Source organism: Vogesella lacus, from assembly GCF_979366295.1.
Genome location: NZ_CEETQT010000002.1, coordinates 1 through 26,001, shown reverse-complemented (window position 1 = coordinate 26,001; position 26,001 = coordinate 1). Strand labels below are relative to the sequence as shown.

The 26,001-nt window shown below is 59.0% G+C and carries 22 protein-coding genes; 13 read left to right on the top strand and 9 right to left on the bottom strand.

Annotated elements, in window-relative coordinates:
* Nucleotides 1-202 precede the first annotated feature (202 nt).
* The 6 genes from ACZ9W6_RS02450 to ACZ9W6_RS02425 all read left to right on the top strand — a co-directional run bounded on the left by ACZ9W6_RS02450 (nucleotide 203) and on the right by ACZ9W6_RS02425 (nucleotide 6,391).
* Nucleotides 203-586: a MerR family DNA-binding transcriptional regulator gene (locus ACZ9W6_RS02450; protein ID WP_465189494.1), complete on the top strand. Its 384-nt coding sequence runs from the start codon at nucleotides 203-205 to the stop codon at nucleotides 584-586.
* A 61-nt stretch (nucleotides 587-647) separates the two neighbouring features.
* Nucleotides 648-1,424 carry an SDR family NAD(P)-dependent oxidoreductase gene (locus tag ACZ9W6_RS02445; RefSeq protein ID WP_465189493.1) on the top strand — a complete coding sequence of 259 codons (777 nt, stop codon included), beginning with the start codon at nucleotides 648-650 and terminating at the stop codon, nucleotides 1,422-1,424.
* A 295-nt stretch (nucleotides 1,425-1,719) separates the two neighbouring features.
* A complete protein-coding gene (locus ACZ9W6_RS02440) occupies nucleotides 1,720-3,252 on the top strand; it encodes an ABC transporter substrate-binding protein (protein WP_465189492.1) in 1,533 nt (510 codons plus the stop codon).
* Complete coding sequence (locus ACZ9W6_RS02435) at nucleotides 3,252-4,211, top strand: ABC transporter permease (protein ID WP_465189491.1); 960 nt, start codon at nucleotides 3,252-3,254, stop codon at nucleotides 4,209-4,211. The genes ACZ9W6_RS02440 and ACZ9W6_RS02435 overlap by 1 nt, the downstream gene beginning before the upstream one ends.
* A gap of 3 nt (nucleotides 4,212-4,214) precedes the next feature.
* Nucleotides 4,215-5,009: an ABC transporter permease gene (locus ACZ9W6_RS02430; protein ID WP_465189490.1), complete on the top strand. Its 795-nt coding sequence runs from the start codon at nucleotides 4,215-4,217 to the stop codon at nucleotides 5,007-5,009.
* Entirely contained in the window at nucleotides 5,006-6,391 is a 1,386-nt protein-coding gene (locus tag ACZ9W6_RS02425; protein ID WP_465189489.1) for an ABC transporter ATP-binding protein, read from the top strand. The genes ACZ9W6_RS02430 and ACZ9W6_RS02425 overlap by 4 nt, the downstream gene beginning before the upstream one ends.
* Nucleotides 6,392-6,486: 95 nt before the next feature.
* On the opposite strand, the gene secA is transcribed toward ACZ9W6_RS02425, so the two are convergent.
* Nucleotides 6,487-9,195 (bottom strand): preprotein translocase subunit SecA, encoded by a 2,709-nt coding sequence (gene secA / locus ACZ9W6_RS02420; RefSeq protein WP_465189487.1) that lies wholly within the window; start codon nucleotides 9,193-9,195, stop codon nucleotides 6,487-6,489.
* 197 nt (nucleotides 9,196-9,392) lie between these two features.
* On the opposite strand from secA, the gene ACZ9W6_RS02415 reads away from it, so the two are divergent.
* The 3 genes from ACZ9W6_RS02415 to ACZ9W6_RS02405 all read left to right on the top strand — a co-directional run bounded on the left by ACZ9W6_RS02415 (nucleotide 9,393) and on the right by ACZ9W6_RS02405 (nucleotide 12,962).
* Nucleotides 9,393-9,818, top strand: coding sequence for a DciA family protein (locus ACZ9W6_RS02415; RefSeq protein ID WP_465189485.1), 426 nt, complete (start codon nucleotides 9,393-9,395; stop codon nucleotides 9,816-9,818).
* Nucleotides 9,819-9,922: 104 nt separating this feature from the next.
* Complete coding sequence (locus tag ACZ9W6_RS02410; RefSeq protein ID WP_465189483.1) at nucleotides 9,923-11,557, top strand: methyl-accepting chemotaxis protein; 1,635 nt, start codon at nucleotides 9,923-9,925, stop codon at nucleotides 11,555-11,557.
* 124 nt (nucleotides 11,558-11,681) lie between these two features.
* A complete protein-coding gene (locus ACZ9W6_RS02405) occupies nucleotides 11,682-12,962 on the top strand; it encodes a DUF3422 family protein (protein ID WP_465189481.1) in 1,281 nt (426 codons plus the stop codon).
* Between the two features lie 50 nt (nucleotides 12,963-13,012).
* On the opposite strand, the gene ACZ9W6_RS02400 is transcribed toward ACZ9W6_RS02405, so the two are convergent.
* On the bottom strand, nucleotides 13,013-13,639 hold the full coding sequence (locus tag ACZ9W6_RS02400; RefSeq protein WP_465189479.1) for a YceH family protein: 627 nt from the start codon (nucleotides 13,637-13,639) through the stop codon (nucleotides 13,013-13,015).
* A gap of 112 nt (nucleotides 13,640-13,751) precedes the next feature.
* Between ACZ9W6_RS02400 and ACZ9W6_RS02395 the strand changes: the two genes are divergently transcribed.
* Nucleotides 13,752-14,513, top strand: a complete 762-nt coding sequence (locus ACZ9W6_RS02395; RefSeq protein WP_465189478.1) for a TlyA family RNA methyltransferase — start codon at nucleotides 13,752-13,754, stop codon at nucleotides 14,511-14,513.
* A 9-nt stretch (nucleotides 14,514-14,522) separates the two neighbouring features.
* On the opposite strand, the gene ACZ9W6_RS02390 is transcribed toward ACZ9W6_RS02395, so the two are convergent.
* Nucleotides 14,523-15,008, bottom strand: coding sequence for a universal stress protein (locus ACZ9W6_RS02390; protein WP_465189476.1), 486 nt, complete (start codon nucleotides 15,006-15,008; stop codon nucleotides 14,523-14,525).
* A gap of 196 nt (nucleotides 15,009-15,204) precedes the next feature.
* Between ACZ9W6_RS02390 and ACZ9W6_RS02385 the strand changes: the two genes are divergently transcribed.
* A complete protein-coding gene (locus ACZ9W6_RS02385; RefSeq protein ID WP_465189474.1) occupies nucleotides 15,205-15,546 on the top strand; it encodes a hypothetical protein in 342 nt (113 codons plus the stop codon).
* 12 nt (nucleotides 15,547-15,558) lie between these two features.
* Here ACZ9W6_RS02385 and ACZ9W6_RS02380 read toward each other — a convergent pair whose 3' ends face one another.
* Nucleotides 15,559-16,770, bottom strand: a complete 1,212-nt coding sequence (locus ACZ9W6_RS02380) for a GGDEF domain-containing protein (protein WP_465189472.1) — start codon at nucleotides 16,768-16,770, stop codon at nucleotides 15,559-15,561.
* Nucleotides 16,771-16,795: 25 nt separating this feature from the next.
* Entirely contained in the window at nucleotides 16,796-18,055 is a 1,260-nt protein-coding gene (locus ACZ9W6_RS02375; RefSeq protein WP_465189471.1) for a glutamate-5-semialdehyde dehydrogenase, read from the bottom strand.
* A 214-nt stretch (nucleotides 18,056-18,269) separates the two neighbouring features.
* Between ACZ9W6_RS02375 and ACZ9W6_RS02370 the strand changes: the two genes are divergently transcribed.
* Nucleotides 18,270-20,237: a propionate--CoA ligase gene (locus ACZ9W6_RS02370; RefSeq protein WP_465189470.1), complete on the top strand. Its 1,968-nt coding sequence runs from the start codon at nucleotides 18,270-18,272 to the stop codon at nucleotides 20,235-20,237.
* Nucleotides 20,238-20,342: 105 nt separating this feature from the next.
* On the top strand, nucleotides 20,343-21,077 hold the full coding sequence (locus ACZ9W6_RS02365) for a pseudouridine synthase (protein ID WP_465189469.1): 735 nt from the start codon (nucleotides 20,343-20,345) through the stop codon (nucleotides 21,075-21,077).
* 109 nt (nucleotides 21,078-21,186) lie between these two features.
* Here ACZ9W6_RS02365 and ACZ9W6_RS02360 read toward each other — a convergent pair whose 3' ends face one another.
* From ACZ9W6_RS02360 to ACZ9W6_RS02345, 4 genes are all read right to left on the bottom strand, one after another.
* Nucleotides 21,187-21,567, bottom strand: coding sequence for a cupin domain-containing protein (locus ACZ9W6_RS02360; RefSeq protein WP_465189468.1), 381 nt, complete (start codon nucleotides 21,565-21,567; stop codon nucleotides 21,187-21,189).
* A gap of 90 nt (nucleotides 21,568-21,657) precedes the next feature.
* Nucleotides 21,658-23,544 (bottom strand): MFS transporter, encoded by a 1,887-nt coding sequence (locus ACZ9W6_RS02355; protein ID WP_465189466.1) that lies wholly within the window; start codon nucleotides 23,542-23,544, stop codon nucleotides 21,658-21,660.
* A gap of 156 nt (nucleotides 23,545-23,700) precedes the next feature.
* A complete protein-coding gene (locus ACZ9W6_RS02350; RefSeq protein WP_465189465.1) occupies nucleotides 23,701-25,758 on the bottom strand; it encodes a prolyl oligopeptidase family serine peptidase in 2,058 nt (685 codons plus the stop codon).
* Nucleotides 25,759-25,790: 32 nt separating this feature from the next.
* Nucleotides 25,791-26,001, bottom strand: a 211-nt coding sequence (locus tag ACZ9W6_RS02345) for a hypothetical protein (protein WP_465189464.1), incomplete at its 5' end; no start/stop codon positions are given.

Genomic DNA, 26,001 nt, shown 5'->3' with positions numbered 1-26,001 from the left:
AAGTTCGGACTTGGCATCTTGTGTTGTTGCCTGCCGGCAGCCGTAGCGTTGTCAGCATAAGGCCCGAAGCCAATTCAGCGATTCGCGGCAGCGGTGTTGTGCTGTGTGTCAGTGATGTTGTGCATGCCGTGACAATGTGCGCTGCAATATGCATTTTGCACGATAGAATCCGTTTCTATCAGCATTCACCGCAGGGTAGGCTATGTATATCGGGGAGTTGGCAAACATTACCGGCCTGAGTATCAAGGCCATTCGCCATTATGAAGAAATCGGCCTGATCAAGGCCCCGGCCCGCAAGGGGCAGTACCGGATTTATGACCAGAGCTATGTGCCGCTGCTTGGCATGATTACCCTGGCGAAAAGCTTGGGTTTTTCCTTGCTTGAACTGCAAACCATTGCGAAAGCCAAGACCCGGCAAGGTCTGGTGCCCATGGACTTGCTGCGGCAAGAAATCGGCATCAAGCGGGCCAGCCTGACGGCGCAACGGGATCAAATCAATGGCATGCTAGAGGGGCTGGTACAGCTGGAGCAGAGCGTGATTCAGCACAATGAGTGTTTATTGCAATCGCTGCAAAAACCGTCTTGACTCTCCTGTTAGGGGGAGGGTTTACGCTGGGTACTCGATGACAAACACGAGGAGACGCAGCATGAAAACCGCTTTCATTACCGGTGCAACATCAGGGATTGGTCTGGCTATGGCGCAGCAATTGTCGCAGCAGGGCTACGCATTGATCCTTCATGGACGCAATGCCGCGAAGTTGGCCGAGCTGCAAGACAGGCTTGCCAATGTCAGCCTGGTCATCGCGGCGGATCTGGCCGATGCGACGCAGCAAGACGATCTGCTGGCAAACCTCGCGCAGTATCCGGGCAGGATTGATGTGGCGATCAATAATGCGGGTTATGGCTTGTATGGCAAGTGTCTTGATTTGCCGAGTGCCGACATCGACGCCATGCTGGCGGTGAATCAGATGGCAGTGATCAAGCTGAGTCGTTATTTTGCTGCTCGCATGAGTGCGCAAGGTGGGGGCCATATCCTGAATGTCGCCTCGACGGCAGCCTACCAGCCGCAGCCACTCATGGCGGCTTATGCGGCAAGCAAGGCATTTGTGGCGCACTTTACCGAAGCGCTGGCGATGGAAATGAAGCCGCTTGGCGTGCATCTGATGGTTTTGTCCCCGGGACGCACCGATACGGATTTTTTCAAACTGAACGGTAGTGATCTTGGCAAGGGCGGCAAGGGGACGTTTGCTGCCAAACACCGGATTTCTCCGGTCAAAGTGGCAAGACTTGGCCTGAATGCCTTGTTCCGCGGCAAATTCCGTGAAATTCCGACTTTTGAAAACAAGCTCTTTGTTTTCCTGAATCGCATCTTGCCAAGAAATTTCGTACTCAATCTCTATCACAAGGCCATGCAGAATATCTGACTGAGCTGTGGATACAGGGCTGTCGGTGCAGCTGAAACTGTCGGTTTAAAGCAGAGATGCGCCGGTTTTTCTGATCCTTTTCGCCTCAATATCAAATCCGGCCGTCAGCCTTGCGGCCAAGCTTGCAAGATCAAACGCCGTTCACCATGGGGATGAACGGCGTTTGTTTTTGGGCTGGTGCTCAAGCCTTTGCGGCTCTGGGGCCTGGCGGGCGGCATTCACTTTATCGGAAAATTGTAATAATATAACGTTCATTTTGATATTGATTCTTAATACTTTGACGATGTGTAGAAAGATGCAAAAGAAACAGGTTTTCCCGAACGCGGTGGCGGCACTGCTGGCAGGCGTGGCCTTAGTGGCACCGGCTTATGGCAAGACATTGCAGATGGTTGGCCCGTGGGAAATCCACGGTATTGATCCGTCCACCAGCAACGGCATCATGTTTACCCGCTTGCAGGTGGCCGAGACGCTGCTTGATGCGGATGATCACGGCAAGCTGCGTCCCGGCCTCGCCACGGCGTGGCAGTCGTCTGCCGATCAGCTGAGCTGGCGCTTCAGCCTGCGTCGCGGTGCAGTGTTTCATGACGGCACGCCAGTTACGGCTGCCAGCGTGGTGGCGGCGCTGGAGCGGGCGCGCAAAAAGCCGGGCGTGATGGAAAGTGCGCCGATCAGCAAGATCAGCGCCGACGGCCATGCGGTCATCGTCAGCTTGAGCAAGCCATTCTCGCCATTGCCGGCGGTGTTTGCCCATGCCAATACCCAGATTCTGGCGCCTGCGGCATATGCGGTGGATGGGGCGGTGAAGGGCGTGATCGGCAGCGGCCCTTACCGGATCACCCTGCTGGCGCAGCCGCAAAAGGTTGTCGTGTCGGCGTTTTCGCAATGGCAGGGTGCAAAGCCGGCGATCAAGGAAGTCAGCTATATGGCCGTTGGCCGCAGCGAAAGCCGCGCATTGATGGCCGAGAGTGGCCAGGCCGATATTGCACTGGGGCTGGATCCGGTCAGTCTGGTGCGCTTGAAGCAGCAGGCTCGCGTCAATATCGCCTCTGTGACCCTGCCGCGTTCCATCCAGATCAAGTTCAATGGCGGGCACAAATTCCTGAGTGATGTGAAGGTGCGTCGTGCCATCAGCCAGTCGCTGAACCGCCCGGCAATGGCCACCGCCTTGCTGCGTGACCCGCAAATGGCTGCCACCCAGTTGTTTCCGCCTAGCATGGGGCAGTGGCATCAGAAAGCGCTGCCTGCACTGGCGTATCAGCCGCAGCAGGCCAGCAAGCAGTTGGCCGCAGCAGGCTGGACGCCGGGTAGCGACGGCATCTTGCAGCGCAATGGCGAACGCTTCGAGCTGACCTTGCGCACCTTCCCGGATCGCCCAGAGCTGCCGGTGCTGGCAACGGCCTTGCAAGACCAACTGCGTAAGGTAGGCATCCAGCTGCATGTGAAGATCGGCAATTCCAGCGAGATTCCGGCTGGTCATAAGGACGGTTCGCTGGAACTTGGTCTGTATGCGCGCAATTACGCTTTGGTGCCGGAGCCTTTGGTGACCCTGCTGGGGGACTTTACCGATGACGGTGCTGACTGGGGCGTGATGAAGTGGCAGAACGCCGAGCTGAGCAAGACCTTGGCTGCATTGGCACATGGTGGTTTGACGCCGGTACAGGCGGCAGCAGCCCGACTGAAAGTTGCCGGTATTCTGCAAAGCGAGCAACCAGTAATGCCGATTGCTTGGTATCGCCAGAGCGCGGCAGTCAGCAAAAAGCTGCAGGGTGTCGTGCTGGATCCGCTAGAGCGTTCCTATCGTCTGACCGGCATGTCGTGGGTGAAATAATGTCCGGAACCTTGACTGCAGGACTGGGCAGGATTCTGCTGCAGCGCCTGCTGCAGGCCTTGATCGTGTCCCTGTTGGTGGCTGCGCTGTGCTTTCTGATCGTGCAGCAGCTGCCGGGCGACATGGCATACCGCATCGCGGCCGGCCGTTACGGCTACGACTATGTGAATGCGGCCGCGGCGGAATCGGTACGACAGGAGCTGGGCCTGCACTTGCCGGCCTGGCAGCAGTTCGGGCAATGGTTGCAGCAAATGGCGACGGGGAACCTCGGCCAGTCGCTGGTGACCGGTGCGGCCGTCGTTGACGACATCGCGCTGCAGCTGGGGGCGACGTTGCAGCTGTCCTTGCTGGCGATGGCCATGTCGGTGCTGTTGGGCTTGCCTCTGGGCATAATCAGCGGCTTGCGGCCCGGGGGCTGGCCTGACCGGCTGGTGCTGGCCTGGAGTGTGGCCATGCGTGCCTTGCCGCCGTTTTTGCTGGGGCTGGTGCTGATGCTGGGCCTGGCGGTGCAGCTGGGCTGGCTGCCGGTGGCTGGGCATGGCGAGGAGGCGAACATGATCCTGCCGGCGCTGACACTGGGCCTGGGCTTGTCCGGACTGACCGCCCGCATCGTGCGCGACAGCGTGGTGCAGGTGGTGCAGTCGGACTACTACCGTTTTGCCCTGACAAAGGGCTTGTCGCCGCGCGTGGTGTTCTGGCGGCATGGTCTGCGCAATATCGGCGTGACCGTGGTGTCTTACGCCAGCGTGCAGCTGATCTTGCTGATCGAAGGCGTGGTGGTGGTCGAGAGCCTGTTTGCCTGGCCCGGTATCGGGCACGCGCTGGTGCATGCCATTTTCTGGCGTGATGTGCCGATGATCCAGGGTTGCACGCTGGTGCTGGCATGGCTGTTTGTGTTGATGAATACCGCTACCGATGTGTTGTGTCTGGCCATCGATCCACGCGGCGCGGCGGAGTAGGTGATGAATGGTGTAAACAAAGGTTGGCCGCAAGTTTGCGGCTTGCTGTTGCTGGCGGGCGTGGTGCTGTTTGCCACGCTGGGGCCGTGGTTGTGGCCGGATTATGCGACGCAGGATCTGATGCGGTTTCTCGCCGCGCCGGATCTTGCCGAGCCGTTCGGGCGCGACCACCTTGGTCGCAGCGTGATGGCGCGGTTGGCCAGTGCTGCGCAACTATCGTTGTGGCTGGGTGTGCTGTGCGTGTTGACGGCGGCAGCGCTGGGCTCCTTGCTGGGCGTGCTGTCGGCCTGGCGTGGCGGTTGGATGGATATGGTGTTGCGCAGTATTGCCGATGGCGTGCTGGCGTTGCCGGGTTTGCTTATCGTGCTGATTTTCTCTGCGATGACGCAGGGCGGCTTCATCACGCTTTACATCGGCCTGGCGCTGGCACAGTGGGTCGAATACTACCGGATGGTGCGTGCGCGAAGCCGGCAGATTCTGGCGAGCCCACATGTCGAGGCTTCGCAGTTGCTGGGCTTTGGTGTGCCCTACATTGTGCGGCGTCACCTGTGGCCGGAGTTGGCACCGATGCTGCTGACCATGATGAGCTTCGGACTGGCCACCGCGATCGTGGCCTTGTCTACGCTGGGCTTTGTCGGGGTCGGCGTCAAACCGCCGATTCCGGAGTTGGGGCAAATGATGACCGAGGCGCTCCCTTTTTATCATGAGGCCCCGTGGCTGTTGCTGGCGCCGGTCGGCTTGCTGGCCATGACCTTGAGTGGCCTGGTATTGGCCAGACCGGAGGGAGTCCGCACATGAGTACGATTTATCTTTCGGGTGTTGCGGTCTATCAGGGTAATCATTGCCTGTTGTCGGCCCTGGATCTTGCGATCGAACCTGGTCAGGCGTTGACCATTCTGGGTGAGAGCGGCTCCGGCAAGTCTTTGCTGGCGCATGCCATCATGGGAACCTTGCCGCCAGAGTTGCAGGCGCGTGGCCAGCTGCATTGCGGCACGCGTCAGTATGATCTGGCCAATGCGGCCAACCTTCGCCAACTATGGGGACGCGAGCTAGCCATTCTGCCGCAGGAGCCGGTGATGGCGCTGGATCCGACCATGAGGCTGTTGCCGCAGGTCGCCGAGGGGCGCTGGCAGGAGCCGGCAGGCGCATGGCAGTACGCGCGTCAGGCACTGGCGACGCTGGGTTTGAGTCGTGCGGCTCAGCATTATCCGCACCAGATCTCGGGAGGCATGGCACAGCGCGCCGCCTATGCGGCAGCCACGATAGGCGGTGCCCGCTTGCTGATTGCGGACGAGCCTTCCAAGGGGCTGGATGAGGAAGCATGCGATACGCTGATCTGGCAATTGCGAAAGCATCTGGCCAACGAGCAATGCCTGCTGACGATTACCCACGATATCCGTGTGGCACGTGCCCTTGGTGGCCGGATCCTGGTCATGCGTGCTGGCATGGTGGTAGAGCAGGGTGAGGCTATGCAGCTATTGCGACAGCCGCAGCATGACTACAGCCGACAGCTGCTGGCAGCCGAGCCGCAGGCCTGGCCAGCGGAAGAGTATCCACCGGCCGGCGAATGGCTGCTGCGTGGCGACGGCGTGGGCAAAAGCTATGCAGGGCGGCCGCTGTTTGCACCGCAGGATATTGTCTTGCATCAGGCAGAGCGTGTGGCACTGCTGGCGCCAAGTGGCATCGGTAAAACCACGCTGGGCAATATGCTGATCGGGCTATTGCCGCCGGATCGGGGGCGGGTCTTGCGTTCCGCCAGTGTGAGCGCCAGCGGGCTGCAGAAACTGTATCAGGACCCGGTACAGGCATTTGCCCCGCGCATCAGCCTGCGTACGGCATTTGCTGATCTGCTGCAGCGGCATCGTCTGCCCCGCGCCCCCTTGGCCGATCTGATGGCGCGTTTGCAGCTGGATGAGTGCTTGCTGGATCGCTTGCCATCGCAAGTATCCGGAGGCGAACTGCAGCGTCTGGCGCTGATTCGTGTGCTCTTGCTGCGCCCACAGCTACTGTTTGCGGACGAACCAACGTCACGGCTGGACCCGCTAAGCCAGCAGCAGACCATGCGTTGCCTGCTGGATGAACTGGCGCGTATCGGTTGTGCGCTGCTGCTGGTTACGCATGACAAGGCCTTGGCGGAAAAGACCTGCAGTCGCAGTCATCTGTTGCAGGCGGCAAGCTGAAGCAAGCAGTTGGCTGCTAGCCCTTGCTTGTCTGTCTGCCAATAAAAAAGCCGGTGCGATTGTTCGCACCGGCTTTTTTCATGCTGTGTAGCGGCTTAGCTCAGCTGGCCATGACACTGCTTGTAGCGCTTGCCGCTGCCGCAAGGGCAAGGGTCGTTGCGGCCAACACGCAGGCCTTGGGCGGCGAGGGCTTCGGGCGAGAACGGATTCTCTTCACCCTCGGCCAGTGCCGGTGCATGAGCGTGCTGCATCTGCATATCGCTGACTGCGTGCGGGGCAACGGCTTCGGCATCGGCTTCGGAACGTACTTGCACGGTCATCAGCACGCCGACGACGTTGCGCTTGATGCGATCCAGCATGCCGGCGAATAGCTCGAAGGCTTCGCGCTTGTATTCCTGCTTCGGGTTTTTCTGCGCATAGCCGCGCAGATGGATGCCCTGACGCAGATGATCCATCGCCGACAAGTGTTCGCGCCAGTTGTTGTCCAGCATCTGCAGCACCAGGCTGTGTTCAAACTGACGGATGGCCGTTTCGCCGGCCAGCTCGACCTTGCGCTGGTATTCGCTGCTGGCCAGATTCAGGATGCGCTCGCGGATATCAGGAATATCCAGAGTCGGCTCGTCCTTGATCCACTGGGCAACCGGTGCGTGCACCTGGTATTCGGTTTCCAGCAGTTTTTCGAGGCCGGGCAGATCCCACTGCTCTTCGAGCGACTCGGGCGGAATGTGCTGGTCGACGGCTTCGCCGATCACGTCATTGCGCATGTTTTCGATGATCTGCGAGGCGTCGAGATCGGCGAGGATTTCGTTACGCTGCTGGTAGATCACCTTGCGCTGGTCGTTGGCTACATCATCGTATTCCAGCAATTGCTTGCGGATGTCGAAGTTGCGGCCTTCCACCTTGCGCTGGGCATTCTCGATCGAGCGGCTGACCCAGGTATGCTCGATGGCTTCGCCGTCCGGCATCTTGAGTTTGTCCATGATCATGGCGACGCGATCGCCGGCGAAGATGCGCAGCAGCGGGTCTTCCAGCGACAGGTAGAAGCGGCTGGCACCGGCATCGCCCTGACGGCCGGCACGGCCGCGCAGCTGGTTGTCGATACGACGCGATTCGTGGCGTTCGGTACCGATGATGTAGAGACCGCCTGCGGCCAACACCTGCTCCTGACGCTTTTTCCATTCGGTGCGGATGGTTTCGATACGCGCATGCTTGTCGGCATCGGACAGGCTGTCATCGGCTTCGACGGCCTTGATGTCGGCTTCCGGATTGCCGCCCAGTACGATGTCGGTGCCACGACCGGCCATATTGGTGGCGACGGTAATCATGGCGGCACGACCGGCCTGGGTGATGATGTCGGCTTCGCGCGCATGTTCCTTGGCGTTCAGCACATTGTGCGCGAGGCCGGCTTCAGTCAGCAGGCGCGATACCAACTCGGAGTTTTCGATGCTGGTGGTACCCACCAGTACCGGCTGGCCTTTTTGCTGGCATTCCTTGATATCGGCAATGATTGCAGCGTATTTCTCGCGGGCAGAGCGGTAGATCTTGTCCTGATGATCCTTGCGCACCATCGGGCGGTTGGTCGGGATCACCACGGTTTCCAGCGCATAGATGTTCTGGAATTCGAAAGCTTCGGTATCGGCAGTACCGGTCATGCCGGCCAGTTTGCTGTACAGGCGGAAGTAGTTCTGGAAGGTGATCGAGGCGAGAGTCTGGTTCTCGCGGTTGATCTGTACGCCTTCCTTGGCTTCGACCGCCTGGTGCAGGCCGTCAGACCAGCGACGGCCGGCCATCAGGCGGCCGGTGAATTCGTCAACGATGACGATTTCGCCGTCTTGTACCACGTAGTGCTGGTCAAGCTGGAACAGGGCATGGGCTTTCAGCGCGGCATTCAGGTGATGCATGAGGCTGATGTTGGCCGCAGAGTACAGGCTGTCGCCTTCCTGCAGCAGGCCCATATTGCCAAGGATCTGCTCGGCGTGTTCGTGGCCGGCTTCGGACAACAGTACGCTGTGTGCCTTTTCATCGACCCAGTAATCGCCAGCGCCGTCTTCGGTTTCCTGCTTGATGAGCTGCGGCGGAACGCTGTTCATCAGCTGGTACATCGCCACATTGTCATCGGCCGGACCGGAGATGATCAGCGGGGTACGTGCTTCGTCAATCAGGATGGAGTCTACTTCGTCGACAACGGCGTAGTGCAGCGGACGCTGTACCTTCTCGCCGATGGAGAACACCATATTGTCGCGCAGGTAGTCGAAGCCGAATTCGTTGTTGGTGCCGTAGGTAATGTCGGCATTGTAGGCAGCCTGCTTGTCGTCATGCGACATCTGGCTGAGGTTGACGCCAACGCTCAGGCCCAGGAAGTTGTACAGCTTGCGCATGATGCCGGCGTCGCGGCTGGCCAGGTAGTCGTTGACGGTAATGACGTGAACGCCATTGCCGCTCAGGGCATTCAGGTAAACCGGCAGGGTGGCGACCAGGGTCTTGCCTTCACCGGTACGCATCTCGGCAATCTTGCCGTGATGCAGCACCATGCCGCCGATCAGCTGTACATCAAAGTGACGCATGCCCAGCACGCGTTTGGACGCTTCGCGGCAGACGGCAAAGGCCTCCGGCAGCAGGGCATCCAGTTTTTCGCCCTTTTGCAGGCGTTCGCGGAATTCAGGAGTCTTGGCCGCCAGTGCCTCGTCGGTCAGGGCAGCCATGCTGCCTTCCATGGCGTTGATACGCGCCACGACCTGCCGGTATTCCTTCAGCAGACGATCGTTACGACTGCCGAATACTTTCTTGAGTAGGGTCGAAATCATTATCGGGACATCCAGCGGCCAGCAGGCCGAAAAAAATGGCTTAAAGTTTAGCACAGCAATAACCTCCCAACATGGGGGCATTGCGTTGTCACGTCAATAGTGGGCGAGATGCTTTTCGCGCTATCTCTGCCAGTTTTCGGCAAGGGGCGCTTGCTCGGTTAAAATGGGCATAAGCCTTTCTATTGAGACATATCGCCATGAGCAGCAAGCATCTGAGCAGTTTTACGCGGGGGGATAGTCGACTGGCCTCGTTGACGGATCGTGCCCATGCTATTTTGCAGCTGGACAAGGCCTTCAAGCGGATCTTGCCGGGGACGCTGGGTTCCTTCTGTCAGGTGGCCTGCGTGCGGGAGGGGGAACTGGTCGTTTATGCGCATAACGGCACGGTAGCAGCCCGCTTGCGACTCTTGGGTAACAGTTTGTTGCAACCCTTGCTGAAGCAGGGCTATCCGCTGAAAAGCGTGCGTATCAAGGTAATGCCGGTCGTGCCGCGACGTGAACATCAAAAATCGTTCCAGTTGTCCGAGGCCGGTCTGGAGGCTTTTGCCCAGAGCCTGGAAAAGTTGCGCGTACCGGAAGTGCGGGCCGCGGTTGAGGCATTGCTGGCAAGACGGAACAAATAATCAATTATTGAAATTGATTAAAATCAACGATATTTCAATCAAAAGTAATACGCATGCAATATCTTGTCAGAATTGATTTTTTCAGCAATCTGGCATGAGAAGCGATGCGAAATATCAAGATTGGTTTACGGCTGGCGATGGCCTTTATTGCCATCATTGTGCTGGTCGTGGTGATGCTGCTGCTGCAACTGGGTGGCCTTGCCAGCATGCGCGACCGCATGAACGATGTAGCAAAAGATCACAACAAGCTGGTCGAACTGGCGACCGAGCTGACTTATAACCTGCAGATCCAGCGCACCCTTTACCGTGATGCCGTGATGTATCCGGATCAGCCAACCAAGCAAAAAGCCATCGACAAGATGGCGCAGACGCGTGCCCAGTACGATGAAGTCATCAAGAAGATGGAGGCGCACTGGCAGCAGTTTCCATCCCAGAATGGCGAGCGCGAACTGATGACGCGTGCCGCCCAGTTGCGTCAGCATGCCGAGCCGGTGATCGACAAGATGATGCAGCTGGGTCTGGCAGGCGATACGGCTGGCGCGATCGATGTCATGAACAAGGAGCTGATTCCGGCGGTGAAGCCCTGGCGCGAGAGTCTTGAGGCGCTGATCCGTACCGAGCAGGAACTGAATGGCAAAGCTTTGCAGGCAGCTGAAGACAGCTATACCCAAGCCTTTTATCTGAGTCTTGGAAGTGGTGCAGTGTTGCTGTTGTTGTCGGCACTGGCTGGCTGGCTGATTACCCGCAGTATTACCCGGCCGATGGCCGAGATGGTTAGTGCAGTTCAGGCCGTCGCTGCTGGCGATCTGAGTGTGCATTTCCCGCAGGGTGGCAAGGATGAGACGGGCATGGTGGTTGATGCGCTGCAGAATATGTCCGGCAGCCTGTCGCACAGTGTGGGCAAGGTAAAACATGGTGCCTGTGAGTTGCAGGACATGGCAGATGGTCTGTCGCAGCTGGCTACCCAGCTGTTGGCGACGGCAAGAGAGCAATCACATTCGTCGGCCAACTCCGCAGCAGCTATCGAAGAACTGTCCGAAAGCATTGCTGCCGTAGCTGAGGTCAGTCAGGGCATGAAGTTGGCCGCAGGGGATACCGCAGAGATTGCCAAACGGGGTAATGAAGAACTGCACACCCTGGTTGGCGAGGTAAATCACGTCGAGCAGATCGTGCAGAACGTGGCCGAGCTGGTTGCCAGCTTCCTGACCAAGAGCCGCGAGATTGCCGGTATGACGCGCGAAGTGCGTGACATTGCCGACCAGACCAATCTGTTGGCGCTGAATGCTGCCATTGAGGCCGCACGAGCGGGCGAGCAGGGCCGTGGCTTTGCGGTAGTGGCGGATGAAGTACGCAAGCTGGCGGAGAAGTCTTCGGCCTCGGCCAGCGAGATCGATAGGGTAACCGCGTCGCTTGATCAGCAATCTGCCACGCTGGAAGGCGCGATCGGCGAAGGGTTGGCCGCACTGGGCAAGAGCCGCGAGTATGTGCAAAGCGTGAGCGAAGGGCTGGCGCAGAGTGCTGACAGCAGTGCCAAGAGCGCGTCGCAAGCGCAGAGCGTGGCCGATGCCATGCAGGAGCAGCAGACCGCGAGTCGTGATCTGGCGGCCAGCATGGAGCGTGTCGCTGCCTCGGCCGAGCAAAGTGCCTCTGCGGCCGAGAGTCTTAGCGACAATGTAACGAGGCTGGTTACCACGGCTGATGGCCTGAACCAGAGTGTTGCCTATTTCAAGGTCAGCTGAATCAGGCAACTTGAATACCAGTGTTGCTTTGTCGTAGCAATTACAGCAAAGGTGAAGTGATTGCTGGATAGGCAAGGCTGGAACTGCTTATGCTGCAAAGCAATAACCTCACACCGGTATGCTCATGCAGCTCAGTTCACATCCATGGCGGCGGGTCTTGAATGACGAGGCCCATGCCCGCCCGCCGGCGGCGATTCCGTCGCCGGCCCGAATTTCTACATTATCCCTGCTGTTTGATGATGAAGGCGTCGCGCAGCGCCAAGCCTTCCGTCAGCTGGCCAGCCTTCTGGGGCAATCCTTGCCGCAGGAGCTGGGCGCGCAACATACGCTGGTGGCTGGTGACCTGACGATACGTTGGGCGCTGCATACCGAGTTTGTCCGTTACACCTTCATTATCAGCGGTCATCACGGCGACCCGTTCGAGCGGACCGTGCTGGATCGTCTGCCCGAGTCATGGTTGGCCGCATTGCCCGGGCAGTTGCTGGTGGCCATGCATGCGGTGCTGCTGGATGCGGTGCAGGAGCGCGAGCCAAAGGCCTTGTCGGCGGACTGGTTTGGCGGGCATGAGCTGATTGGTGCCGAAATCGGTGATGGCAATGGCCTCGCCTATACCGATTTGCGCTTGCACCCCGATGCGCGGCTGGCGGAAGGCTTCAGCCGCTATGTGGTGGTGGATCGCAAGATGGGGCCGTCGCAGAATGGCCGCATGTTGCAGCGCCTTTTCGAGATGGAGAGCTATCGCATGCTGGCTTTGCTGGCCCTGCCGGAAGCCAAGCGGCAGACGCCGGAAATCAGCCGGCTGGGAACCCAGCTGCGCCGCATTACCGAGCGGATGGCGGCGCAGAGCGACATCGACAGCGAGTTGCTGGACGAGCTGACCGAGCTGTCGGCACAGGGCGAGCAATTGATTGCCGAGAGCCAGTACCGTTTTGCGGCTGCGCGTGCGTATTACCAGCTGGTCGAGCGGCGTATTGCCGAATTGCGCGAACAGCGGTTGCCGGGTTTGCAGCCGTTTCACGAGTTTATGGAGCGCCGTCTTGCACCGGCGATGGCCACCTGTAATACCGTGGCGCAAAGGCAGGAGCGGCTGATGGCGCGCTTGCAGCGCAGCACGGCTTTGTTGCGTACACGGGTGGAGGTGGTGCATGAGGCGCAGAATCGTGCCTTGCTGGCCAGTATGGACAAGCGGGCGGCTATCCAGCTGCGTTTGCAGGAAACCGTAGAAGGCTTGTCGGTTGGCGTGCTGACCTATTACGCGGTCGGTTTGCTGTCGTATCTGTTCAAGGCGCTGAAGGCCGCGGGGCTGGGGCTGAATTACGAGCTGGCAACCGGCCTGTCAGTGCCGCTGGTGGCACTTGGCGTATGGTGGAGCATGCGACGCTTGCGTCGCAGTCTTGGCCATTGAGTGCCTGCAATAAAAAAGCCGGACTTGTCCGGCTTTTTTGTGTAGTGCGCTTAGCGGGTTTGTTCGAGCAATTCGATGCGTTGCAATAGCTCGGCCACGGTCTGCTCCAGTGCCTCGACCCGTTGCTGCAGCGCCGGATTGTCTTGCTGAGTGTTGCCGGTAGCAAGGTCGTTTTCATCTTGTGGATGCAACAGGTGGCACCAGCGTGCCTCGCGTGCGCCGGCTTGCTTGGCCATTTTGTGAGCCAGCGGCGGAAACTTGTCTGCCAGTGCTTGCAGTGCAGTTTCGACCTCTTCGGCACCGGAGAAATTGTAGACGCGGCCGGCGCGGGTGCGGATTTCGGCCGCCGTCTGTGGGCCGCGCAGCATCAGCATGGCCAGTGCGGCCAACTTTGCGCCGTCTATATTCCAGGCATAGTTGAGGCGGTGTTCGTACTTGCTGACACGGCTGCCGGCAGGCAGGCGGACATTGATCAGCTTGTCCTGCAGCAGCTCGTCGAGGGTGCGCGACAGCTCGCTTTCGTCCAGTTGCATCACCGGTTCGCGGCTGGTCAGCTGATTGCAGGCAGTCTGCAAGGCATTCAGGGTCAGGGGATAGCTATCCGGGGTCAGGGCCTGCTTTTCGATCAGTGCCCCCAGAATGCGTACCGCGGCGGGGCTCAGTTGCATGCTCTCCATAATGCTTCTCCTTGTAAGTTGTCAGGCCATGATAAGGGATTCTGCCTGGCCTTGCCGGCTTGACAGCGCAGGCAGATTTGCTCACGCTTTCGGGTTTTTCAGGAGCCTGACAATGCAACGTATCGATCTGCTGCTGGTCGCCCAGGGTTTGGCGGCTTCCCGTACGGCGGCGCAGGCCCTGCTGTCGGCTGGGCGCGTGAGTATTTCTGATGGCGGCGTGGCTCGTGTGATCAGCAAAGCCAGCCAGAAATTCCCCGAAGACAGTGTTTTTGTCATCGAGCCTGACGAAGCGGATCGCTATGTGTCGCGAGGCGGTCTCAAGATGGCCGGTGCCTTGCAGCAGGCCGGTCTGGAAATTGATGGCTGGACGGTGCTGGATGTCGGCCAGTCAACAGGCGGGTTTACCGATTGCGTATTGCAGTACGGTGCGCGACGCGTCGTGGGGGTGGATGTGGGTCATGGCCAGCTGGCCGAACGACTGCAACAGGACGAGCGCGTGGTGTTTTTCGAAGGCATCAATGCGCGGGCGCTGGATCACGAGGCCATTCAGGCAGCGAATGGCGGCGAGCTGTTCGATCTGATGATCTGCGATGTGTCCTTCATCTCCTTGCAGCTGGTGTTTCCATCGGCACTGCCGATGATCAAGCCGGGCGGAACCTTGCTTAGCCTCGTCAAGCCGCAATTCGAGGTTGGCCGCAGCGGCCTTGGGCATGGCGGCATTGTGCGAGATGAAAAGCTGTATGTCGGCGTCGAGGATCGCATCACTGCGCTGGTGAACGAACTGGGATTTCAGCGGCTGGGCTGGTTTGACAGCCCGATCAAGGGTGGCGACGGCAACCGTGAATTTTTCATCCACGCTCGCCGTCTGGCCTGAGCTGGCTGATCAGCCTGCGGTGACGACGGCAGGGTTGTCGTCGTCTTCCGGGTTGCGTACAACCAGCAGTGGTACAGCGGTGCGGCGCATCACATCTTCGGCAAAACTGCCCATCAGCAGGTGTTTCCAGCCTTTGCGACCATGCGTGCCAATTACCAACAGGTCGCTGTTTTCAGCTTGGGTATAGCTGACCAGCACACTGGCGAGCGCGGCACCGCCTTCTGCGGCATCCAGTAACACCGGAACGGCTTGTACACCCTGACTTTCGGCCAGCTTGCCGGCCTCCTCCAGAATCTTGCTGCCTTGCTGGCGGGCTTCGTCATACAAGGCCTGGCTATCCAGTAGCCCGACATTTTCGATGGCAAAATCATGCACGGAAACAACGTGCACGAGAGAGAGTCGTGCCTTGCATAGCTGTGCCAGGCGCACCGCCTCGATCAGCGCCGGATTGGCATTGTGGCTTCCATCAAGAGCGATAGTGATATGGCGGTACATGAGCAACTTCCCCTGTAAACAATAGTCATACTATTGTGGCCAGTTGTTGAGTCTATTGCAGCAATTTATGTAAATAAACTTGATAGGAAACAAATGCTTGAAACAGGTTTAACAGTTCATGATTTAGTATTTTTACGGATTTGATTTAAAACCCTTTGGCAGTAGACTCGTATCTCAGCTTGAAGGAGTGCTTGCATTGTTTACTTGGTTTGTTGTCGGTGCATTGGTATTTTTTGCGGTTCTTTACTGGGTTTTCTTTATCCGCCCGGCGAGGGAGCAGGCAAAAGTACGCACATTATTGCGCAATAGCCAGATGCAGCGTCGCTATGCCGCGCACACCCAATCCGTTGCCGTCGAGCAGGAGACACATCTTACTGGTCGCGCTTATGGCGCCTTGTTGCGTATGGCACATGGCGACAGGCAAAAAGTCGAGCTCTGGATCGTTGAATTACAGCGCCAGATGCCAGGTGTTACTCGTGTTCACGCAATTGAAATTCTGGCTGAACGCTCCTTGGCGCCACAGGCGGTTCCAGCCTGATTGTTATTGTCTTCAGTCTTCGGATGTCTGGTTATGCCATGCGTGAATGCGGTTTCTGCCTGCGTGTTTGGCCGCATACATGGCCAGGTCGGCGCGTTTCAGCCATTCGCTAAGTGATTCAGACGGGTGCCGATCGGCGAGACCAAAAGATGCGGTAATCATCAGAGGTGGCGTCTCAACCAACGGTGTGCTGATCAGCAGGGTACGGATCGACTCGCAGCGCCGTAACGCTTCCCTTGCATTCATGCTGAATACCAGCAAGAACTCTTCCCCTCCCAGACGGGCCAGATACTCTCCAGAGTGCAGTGTTGAAGATATCCGTTTGGCCATGCCTTGCAGCACCTGATCTCCCATGTCGTGACCATGCTCGTCGTTGATTCTCTTGAAGTGATCAATATCAAACATCACCAGGCAGAGTGGCCCATCCTCCATCATGAACTGCTGCAGCAAGGCCAGAATGGCTCTTCTGTTGAGTAGCTGGGTCAGTTCATCATGTCTGGCCATCTGGGTAATCGTCGACAGGGCATGTTGCAGTCTGCGGTGCTCGTCCTGTAGCGCCGCGAGAGCCTGTTCTGTCCGGATATTGGCATCCATCAGTTCGCTGCTCAGCTGATTGGCCTCGACAATGGCCCGTATGCCGCGTATCAGCTGGCGATTGATGGTCAGGCTGTAAATGCCTAACAGGATCAGGTAAACCGTGCCCGAGATGGCAACGTATGAATCCAGTACCGTGTGTTCCGGTTGTTGTGCGTGAATGATGATGGGCAAGAGTATGCCGCACAGAAAGCTCATCGCCGCCGACCAGAACATGGACTGGACAATGACAACGACGGCCGCGACACCACACAAGACCAGATAGACCATCAGCGTCATGGCAGTACTGGCTTCCGGCAGCAGAAACCAGACCACGATGCCCCAGCAAGTGCCGAGCAGCCACTTGCTGAAACAATAATGCCGTAACCAGCGCATGCCTTCTGGCGGTGTGCGCCCGTGACGCCAGATCGGCCAGGTCAGGCTGAGGCTGTGCAGCACGGCGAATAGCAGCCATCCGAACCACCAGAGAAAAGCACTGGCCTGTTGCAGATTCTCGAGGCGGGAAATGACAAGTAACAGGGAGGCTGCCACAGGGGTGCTCAGGCTGGCCACAAAACTGCGGTTAGCGACCAGCCTGATGCGCTCATGCAGGATGCGGACATTCAGACTTTCTGATGCCGGCTCTGTCATGGAACCCCCTGTTACATAGCCGTGCTCACTGACGGATCTGACCGTCGCCGAGCACGATCCACTTCTGGCTGGTCAGGCCGATCAGGCCGACCGGGCCGCGTGCATGGATCTTGTCGGTGGAAATGCCGATTTCGGCACCAAGCCCGTATTCATAACCGTCGGCAAAGCGTGTGCTGGCATTCACCATGACGCTGGCCGAATCTACCTCGCGCAGGAATTGGCGGGTGCGGCTGTAGTCTTCCGAGACGATGGCATCGGTGTGATGGCTGCCGTACTGGTTGATGTGCTCGATAGCCTCGTGCATATCCTCGACAACACGGATAGCCAGCACCGGTGCCAGATACTCGGTTTCCCAGTCGGCTTCGCAGGCCGGTACTACCTTGTCGCCGAGTATGCCTTGCGTGCGCTCGCATCCGCGCAGCTCGACACCTTTCTCCCAGTAGGCTGCGGCCAACCTTGGCAGAATGAATCCGGCAAAGGCGGTATGCACCAGCAAAGTCTCCATGGTGTTGCAGGTGCCATAACGGTGGGTCTTGGCATTCAGCGCAATCTGGAAAGCTTTTTCCGGATTGGCCGTGTCATCGATATAGACATGACAGTTGCCGTCCAGATGCTTGATCACCGGCACGCGCGCTTCGTTGCTGATGCGCTGGATCAGGCCCTTGCCACCACGCGGAACGATCACATCCACGTACTCGCTCATGGTGATCAGCTCGCCCACGGCAGCGCGGTCGGTTGTTTCGATTACCTGCACCACATGCAAAGGCAGGTCGGCCAGACGCAGGCCTTCGTGAACGCAGGCGGCAATCGCCTGATTACTGTGGAAAGCCTCGGAACCGCCACGCAGGATCACGGCATTGCCAGCCTTCAGGCACAGCGCTGCCGCATCGGCGGTGACGTTCGGGCGCGCTTCATAAATGATGCCGATCACGCCCAACGGTACGCGCATCTTGCCCAGCTGGATGCCGGACGGGCGGAAGCTGAAATCATCCATCTCGCCAACCGGGTCGGGCAGGGCGGCGATCTGGCGCACGCCATCGGCCATGCTGCGGATGGTTTTCTCCGACAGCGTCAGGCGATCGAGCATGGCGTCTTCCAGACCATTCAGTCGTGCCTTGTCCAGATCCTGCATGTTGGCCGCAATCAGTCGTTCCAGATCACGCTCGATTGCATCGGCGATGGCAAACAGTGCGCGGTTCTTCTGCTGGCTATCGGCGCGGGCAATGGCGCGGCTGGCTTTACGCGCGGCTTGTCCGACAATATTCATGTAGTGCTTGATGTCCATCTTGGCATCCCGGAAACGATGAAAATAGAAGTAAGCCAAGCCTAACCCAGACCGCGTGATTCAAGCCAGTCATCAGCGACAGCTTTGCCATACTTTGTACCTGAATCAGCCAGTTTGCATGGCGGGCAGGCGGCAGGGTTTTTCTGCAACGGGCACACTTGATCGTTGTTCTTCCAGCATAGCGATTGATTGACCACAGTAACAAAAAGGCTTTATGTTGAACCAAGCAACCGCTTGGTTGTTAAGACCGTGCCAACACGGCAGACACAGGAGAACTCCCGACATGAGCTCGTATCAGGACTTTCACCAGCGCTCGACTCAGGACCCGGCGGGGTTCTGGGCTGCCGAAGCTGGCCGCATCCACTGGCATAAACCGTTCGATCAAGCCTTGCAGCATGATCAGCCACCGTTCAGGCAATGGTTTGCCGGCGGTGAAACCAATCTCTGCTACAACGCGGTGGACCGGCATTTGCCCGAGCGCGCCGATCAGCCGGCGCTGATCTATGTGTCGACCGAAACCGGACAAGAGCGGCAGTACAGTTTTACCGAGTTGCATGAGGAAGTCTCCCGTTTTGCCGCGATCCTGCAGGCGCAAGGGGTGGAAAAGGGTGATCGGGTGCTGATTTACATGCCGATGATCCCCGAAGCCATCTTTGCCATGTTGGCCTCCACCCGGCTGGGGGCGATCCATTCGGTAGTGTTTGGCGGCTTTGCCTCCGCTAGCCTCGCGACCCGTATCGAGGACGCCGCGCCCAAAGTCATGATTACGGCTGATGCCGGCATGCGCGGCGGCAAGGTGATTGCCTACAAGCCGCTGGTCGACGAAGCGTTGTCACTGGCTGGCCCTGCCGCGCCGGGCAAAGTGCTGGTGGTTAATCGCGGGCTGGCCGAGGCGCCGATGATGAAGCCGGGTCGTGATCTGGATTACGCGACCCTGCGCGAGCAATACCGAGATGCCCGTGCTGACGTGGTGTGGGTAGAGTCCAGCCATCCGAGTTACATCCTGTATACCTCGGGCACCACCGGCAAGCCCAAGGGCGTGCAGCGTGATACCGGCGGCTATGCGGTGGCCCTGGCCGCCAGCATGGAATACATCTATGGCGGCAAGGCTGGCGAGTGTTATTTCAGCACCTCGGATATCGGCTGGGTGGTAGGCCACTCCTATATTGTCTACGGGCCGCTGATCTGCGGCATGAGCACGCTGGTGTATGAAGGTCTGCCGATCCGGCCAGATGCGGGCATCTGGTGGCAACTGGTCGAGAAATACCGTGTCTCGGTGATGTTCTCGGCGCCGACCGCGATTCGTGTGCTGAAAAAGCAGGATGCAGCCTGGTTGCACAAATATGATCTGTCGAGTCTGCGTGCGCTGTTTCTGGCCGGCGAGCCGCTGGATGAGCCGACCGCCAGCTGGATTGCCGGCGAGTTGAATGTCCCTGTACTCGACAACTACTGGCAGACCGAAACCGGTTGGCCAATGCTGACCTTGTGTCGCGGGGTGGAGGACAAGGCGGTGAAGTTTGGCAGCCCCGGCCTGCCGGTGTATGGCTACGATGTGCGCCTTTTTAACGAGCAGACTGGCGAAGAAGTCGGCCCCGGCGAGAAGGGCGTGATTGGTGTGCTGCCGCCGATGCCGCCAGGCTTCATGAGCACCATCTGGCAGCAGAATCAGCGTTTTGTTGATACCTACTTTTCGCTGTTTCCGGACCGGCTGGTGTATTCGAGCTTTGACTGGGGCATCAAGGACGAAGACGGTTATTTCACCATTCTTGGCCGTACCGATGATGTGATCAATGTCGCCGGTCATCGTCTGGGTACCCGCGAGATTGAAGAGGCCGTCAGCAGTCATGCCGCGATTGCCGAGGTGGCGGTGGTGGGCGTGCAGGACAGTCTGAAAGGCCAGGTGCCGCAGGCGTTTGCCGTGGTGCGTAACCCGGCCTTGCTGGCCGATGGCAGCAGTCGCGCCGCGCTCGAAAAAGAGGTGATTGCACTGGTGGCGGCACAGCTGGGGGCGATTGCCAATCCGGCGCGTGTCTATTTCGTCAATCAGCTGCCAAAAACCCGTTCGGGCAAGGTGTTGCGCCGTTCGATACAGGCGCTGGCCGAAGGGCGGGATCCGGGCGATCTGACCACGCTGGATGATCCGGCCGGTATCGAGCAGATCAGGCAGGTCGTCAGCGACTGAAAATAAAGATGGCCCCGGCAATGTTCGGGGCCATACTCTTTTCATTGGCCTCGGCCGCGAATCAGCGGATAATCCGCCACCCTGCCCATTACCGGAAACCACACCATGTCTGACGATAGCGTACGACTCTCCAAACGCATGACCGAGCTCGGTCTGTGCTCGCGCCGCGAGGCTGATGAATATATCGAGCAAGGACTGGTGCGCGTGGATGGCGTGGTGGTCAATGTGCTGGGCAGCCGCGTCTTGCCGCAACAGCAGATCACGCTGGATGCTGCCGCACATCAGCAGCAGGCCGAGCGCGTGACGATTCTGCTCAACAAGCCGGCAGGTTTTGTCAGCGGCCCGGCCCAGCGCCCGGGCGAGCAGCCGGCGTGGTTCCTGATCAAGGAAGACAGCCGCAGCAGCGAAGATCGCAGCGGGCTGGTGTTCCTCAAGCGTCATCAGCAAAGGTTGGCCGCAGGTTGCTGGCTGGATGCCGATGCTCATGGTCTGCTGGTGCTGAGCCAGGACGGGCGGATTCTGCGCAAGCTGAAAGCCAACGAGTACGAGCAGGAATTCCTGGTCTGGGTGCATGGCCGCCTGGACGAAGGCGTGCTGGCGCGGCTGAAAAAAGGCCTGAGCGACGAGGGCGAGTTGCTCGGTGCGCTGCGCGTCAGCCGCCAGAGCGAGCAGCAGCTGTGTTTCATCCTGAAAGACCAGAAACGCCGCCACATCCAGCGCATGTGCGCAGCCGTCGGCTTGCGTGTCGAGGCGGTGCAGCGCATCCGTATCGGCCGCGTGCGCCTTGGCAAATTAGCCCCGGGCCAGTGGCGTTACCTGCCGGAAGGCGAACGCTTCTGAGCGCAGGCTGATGCTGCCTGTGTCGCGATGAAAAAAGCCGCAAACGACATCCGTTTGCGGCTTTTGCATTTGCTGTGGCGAGCCGGCGGCTTGCGGCCAACCTTTGGCGCTAGTCCTTGCGTGCCAGCCGGTCTTCCTCGAAGACCGCGAAGGTTTTCTTCGCCGGTTCGATGACTTCCCAGATGCCGCTGAAACCGGCCGGAATCACGAAGTGCTGGCCCGCCACAATCTCGACGGTGCCGCCGCCATCATCATGCAGGCGAACGCGGCCTTCCAGCAGGGTACAGAACTCGCTCTCGGTGTAGCGCACGCGCCAGGCACCGACGCCACCCGACCACAGGCCGGCATGAAACTGGCCGGTCGGATCACTGTAATGCAGCTCGACACTTTGCTGGCATTCGCCGGCCAGGCGTCGTTCTGGCGGGGCGGCAAACTCGTCAGGCGTGATGTCTTGCTGATGGAACAGAATGATGTCGGCAATGCGGCTCATGATTTTCCTCTGTGTCGATATTATTTAAGGCTTGTTGATTATGTTTGACACTTTGGCACGCGGCTTGCCGGCTGGCAAGCCGCCCGGCGGCTATTGCCAGTCACCTCGCAACTGGCTGACTTGTTGCTGCAAGTTGGCCGCACTGACTGCGCTGGCCGGCACCGGCGGCAGGGCGCGCAGGGCGATGCGCGAACGGATGCGGCGCGGCCAACTCAGCATGGCCGGGCCGTAGCGGCGCGAGAAAAAACTGCCCCACATGCCGCACAGCGCCAGCGGTACCACCGGCACCGGCGTGCGCTCGACGATTTCCTCGATACCGGATTTGAACGGATTGATCTTGCCATCGTAGGTGATCTTGCCTTCGGGGAAGATGCAGACCACCTCGCCGGCGGCCAGCGCCGCAGCCACTTCATCAAACGCTCTTTGCTTGGCCTGCGGGTCTTCCTTGGCCGGCGCAATCGGAATCGCCCGCGCGGTGCGGAAAATGAAGTTCAGCACCGGCACCTTGAAGATCTGGTGATCCATCACAAAGCGGATAGGGCGGCGCACGCAGCCGGCCAGAATCAGCGCATCCATGAAGCTGACGTGGTTGCAGACCAGTACGCAGGGGCCGTCTTCGGGAATCTGCTCCAGATCCTGCTCGTCGATGCGATACAGCGTGCTGATGCCCAGCCAGACCAGAAAGCGCATCAGGAACTCCGGCAGCAGGCTGTAGATGTAGATGGCCACCACGATATTGAGGATGGCGGCAATAAGCAGCACTGTCGGCGTGTCCATGCCGCTAATCGCCAGTACCGCAGCGAAAACGGCACTGCCGACCATGAACAGCGAGTTCAGGATATTGTTGGCTGCAATGGTGCGCGAGCGGAATTCGGGCGCGCTGCGACTCTGGATCAGCGCATACAGCGGCACGATGTAAAACCCGCCAAATACGCCGATCAGGGTGAAGTCTGCCATCAGCCGCCAATGGCTGCTGTCGGCGGCAAAACTTTGCCAGTCAAGCAGGCTGGCGGCTGGCAGCGGCGTAGCAAAGTAAAGGTCGATACCGAACAGGCACAGCCCCAGCGAGCCGAATGGCACCAGGCCCAGCTCGACCTGCTTGCCGGACAGCTTTTCGCACCACATCGAACCCAGGCCGACACCGAGCGAAAACAGTGTCATCAGCAGGGTGTAGACGCTGGCATCACCGTGTAGCACCTTGTCGGCAAAGGTCGGCAGCTTGGACAGATACAGCGCACCGAGAAACCAGAACCAGGAAATGCCCATCAGTGCCAGCCAGATGGCGCGATCGCGCTTGGCCTCGCGGATGATCTGCCAGGTTGGCCGCAAGATGCCCCAGTCGAGCTTCAGATCCGGATTGGTGCTGGGTGCGGGTGGCATGGCGCGGGCAGACTGATAGCCGGCCAAGGCACACAGCAGCAGCGCGCCAATGATGATATTGCGCTGCGGGTCGAGGTCGATCAGCACCGTGCCGGCAATCTGGCCAAGAATAATGGAAACAAAGGTGCCCATCTCGATCAGGCCATTGCCGCCGACCAGTTCATCCTTGTGCAGATACTGCGGCAGCACGCTGTATTTCAGCGGGCCGAACAGGGTGGAATGGCAACCCATCAAAAATAGTGTGGATAGCAGGATCAGGCCATTGCCGAGCCAGAAGCCGACAGCCGCCACCAGCATGATGGCAATCTCGAGCTGCTTGACCCAGCGCGCGACCCGCGCCTTGTCGTATTTGTCGCAAATCAGCCCGCTGCTGGCCGAGAACAGAAAGAACGGCAGGATGAACAGCCCCGCGGCCAACTGGATGGTAACTTCAGCCGGCAAGTGCGACAGGCTGAGGCCGTGAAAGCTGATCAGCACCACGATGGCGTTTTTCAGCAGATTGTCGTTGAAGGCACCCAGAAACTGGGTAATGAACAGCGGCAGAAAGCGCCGGCTGCGCAGCAGATCAAACTGGTTGTGATCGGACATGGTACTCATGACGGGAGTCTGATGATTCCGGCATGGTAAGGGCGAGGGGTGGTGCAGGCAAGGAGCTTGTCCGTTAGGCTGGCTGATCCGGGCAATGCCAGCATGCATGAAAAAGCCGGTGCTGCTGTCAGCAGGGCCGGCTTCGTTTGCAGTGGAGTCAGCTGATCAATCAAACAACTGCTGATACAGATAAATCAGCACCCGTGCCAGCTCGGCCGCGGTCTGTTCCTGTCCGGTATTGCCGCCGTGTCCGCCGCCATCGGTTTCGTAGAACAGCACCTCGTGCCCCATGGCCTGCATCTTCGCCACCATCTTGCGCGCGTGGGCCGGATGTACGCGGTCATCCTTGCTGCTGGTGGTGAATAGCGCCAGCGGGTACTGAACGTTGGCCGCAATATGGTGATACGGCGAGTAGGCGGCCAGCGCGGCACGCTCATCCGGATCGGCCGGGTCGCCGTATTCGTCTATCCAGCTGGCACCGGCCAGCAGCTCGGTGTAGCGCAACATGTCCAATAGCGGCACTTCGCAGACCACGGCGTTGAACAGTTCCGGTCGTTGCACCATGCAGGCACCGACCAGCAGGCCGCCATTGCTGCCACCTTCGATACCGAGCCGGCGCGGACTGGTGATGCCGCGCGAGATCAGGTCTTCGGCAACCGCAATAAAGTCATCGAAGCTGACCTGGCGTTTTGTACCTTGCGCCGCCTGATGCCAGGCCGGGCCGAACTCGCCACCACCGCGAATATTCGCCACCACAAACACGCCGCCCTTTTCCAGCCATTGCGGGCCGAAGTTGTCCATATAGTAGGGCATCATCGGCACTTCAAAACCGCCATAGCCATATAGCAACGTGGGCGCATGGCCATCGCGTGCCAGCTCACCTTTGTGTACAACAAAGTAGGGGATGTCGGTGCCATCCGGCGCACGTGCATGCAGCTGTTCGGCCAGATAGCCGCTGGCATCAAATGCGGGTGGCTGCTGACGCAGCACTTCCGGCGCAAGGTTGGCCGCAAGGTCGACGCGATACAGCCCAGCCGGCGTCAGAAAATCGCTATAGCTGTAATACAGCAGATCGCTGTGCCACGGCTGATCGGCGAACTCGATGACGCCACCAGTCGGCAAGGGATTGGCGTGAGGCAGCCACTCACCATCTTGCTGACGCAAGGTCAGCAGCCGGCTTTTCACATTGTCGATCACGATAATGGCCAGCAGATTCAGTGTCGCCTCCACCATCTCGACCGATTGGCGCTCTCCCGGCGTAAACAGGGTGCTGATGCGGCCAACTTTGCCGTTTTCGGCACTGCAAGCGACCGCCAGCAGGCTGCCCGCTGCATGGTGCTGGCCAGCAAAGGTCCAATCTTCGGCCAGTTTCACGATCAGATCGCCATGACTGTACGCCTCGATCTCGGCACGCGGTGGCAAGGGCAGGGCAAACAGGCGGTCCTGATTCAACAGATAGTAAGTCTTGCTATAGAAGCTATCCGATGCCTCGATGATGTCGAATGCGACCGGCGTAGTAGCGGCGGCATTGCCGCCGGCGTCCAGAAAACGCCAGGCGGCAACCATCATCGCCTCTTCATCCAGCTCCAGCAGCAGGCTGGCCTCCTCCCAGGATTGGCCACGCTCCAGCAGCCAGGCTTCACGCGGATAACCGGCGCGGCTCAATTGGGGCTCTTCCCATGCCGGGCAGACAAACACGCTGTCCAGATCACGCCAGGCAATATGATTCTTGCCATAAGGGAAGGCAAAGCCCCCTTCGACCAAGGCCTGAGTGTCCAGATCGTATTCGCGGGTGACCGTGGCATCGCTGCCACCCGGTGTCAGGCTCAGCAACACCCGTGTCGGTTGCAAGGTGTAGTGCGATACGCCATCCATATACCAGTCGACCTCTTCCTCTGCGGCCAACTGGTCAACATCAATAACGATCTGCCATTCCTGATGGTTATTACGGTAGCTATCTAAGGTTGTTCGGCGATAAACACCGCGCGGGTGCTGCTCGTCCTGATGGAAGTTGTAGAGCCAGCCATCGTGCTCGGCAAAAAACGGAATCTGGCGGGTGTCGCGCAGATTGCCAAGGATGCTGGCCTGTAGCCCCTCGAAACGTGGATCGCTATCCAGGCGCGCACGGCTGGCAGCATTCTGCTGCGTGACCCAATTACTGCTTTCTTGGGAGCTCAGGCTTTCCAGCCACAGGAAATCATCGTTATCGGTGGTGTGTGTCATGGGAGAAACGCAGACTTAGCCGCAGCAAAAGTCTATTCCGTAATAGAAAGCGGCAGTATACCGCTATGGCGAAAGTGCTTATTCATTCTTGCGGCCAACTTTTTTTCATTTGTGGTTGCTTTATAATCAATGACTTGTTCACTTTGTGTGATTGTTCTGGTTTTGAGGTGTTGACGAGGTGGGGCGGGGTGGGTATAGTTCGCCTCCTCAGCTGATGACGCAGCGAAACAAAGCAAGCAAGTC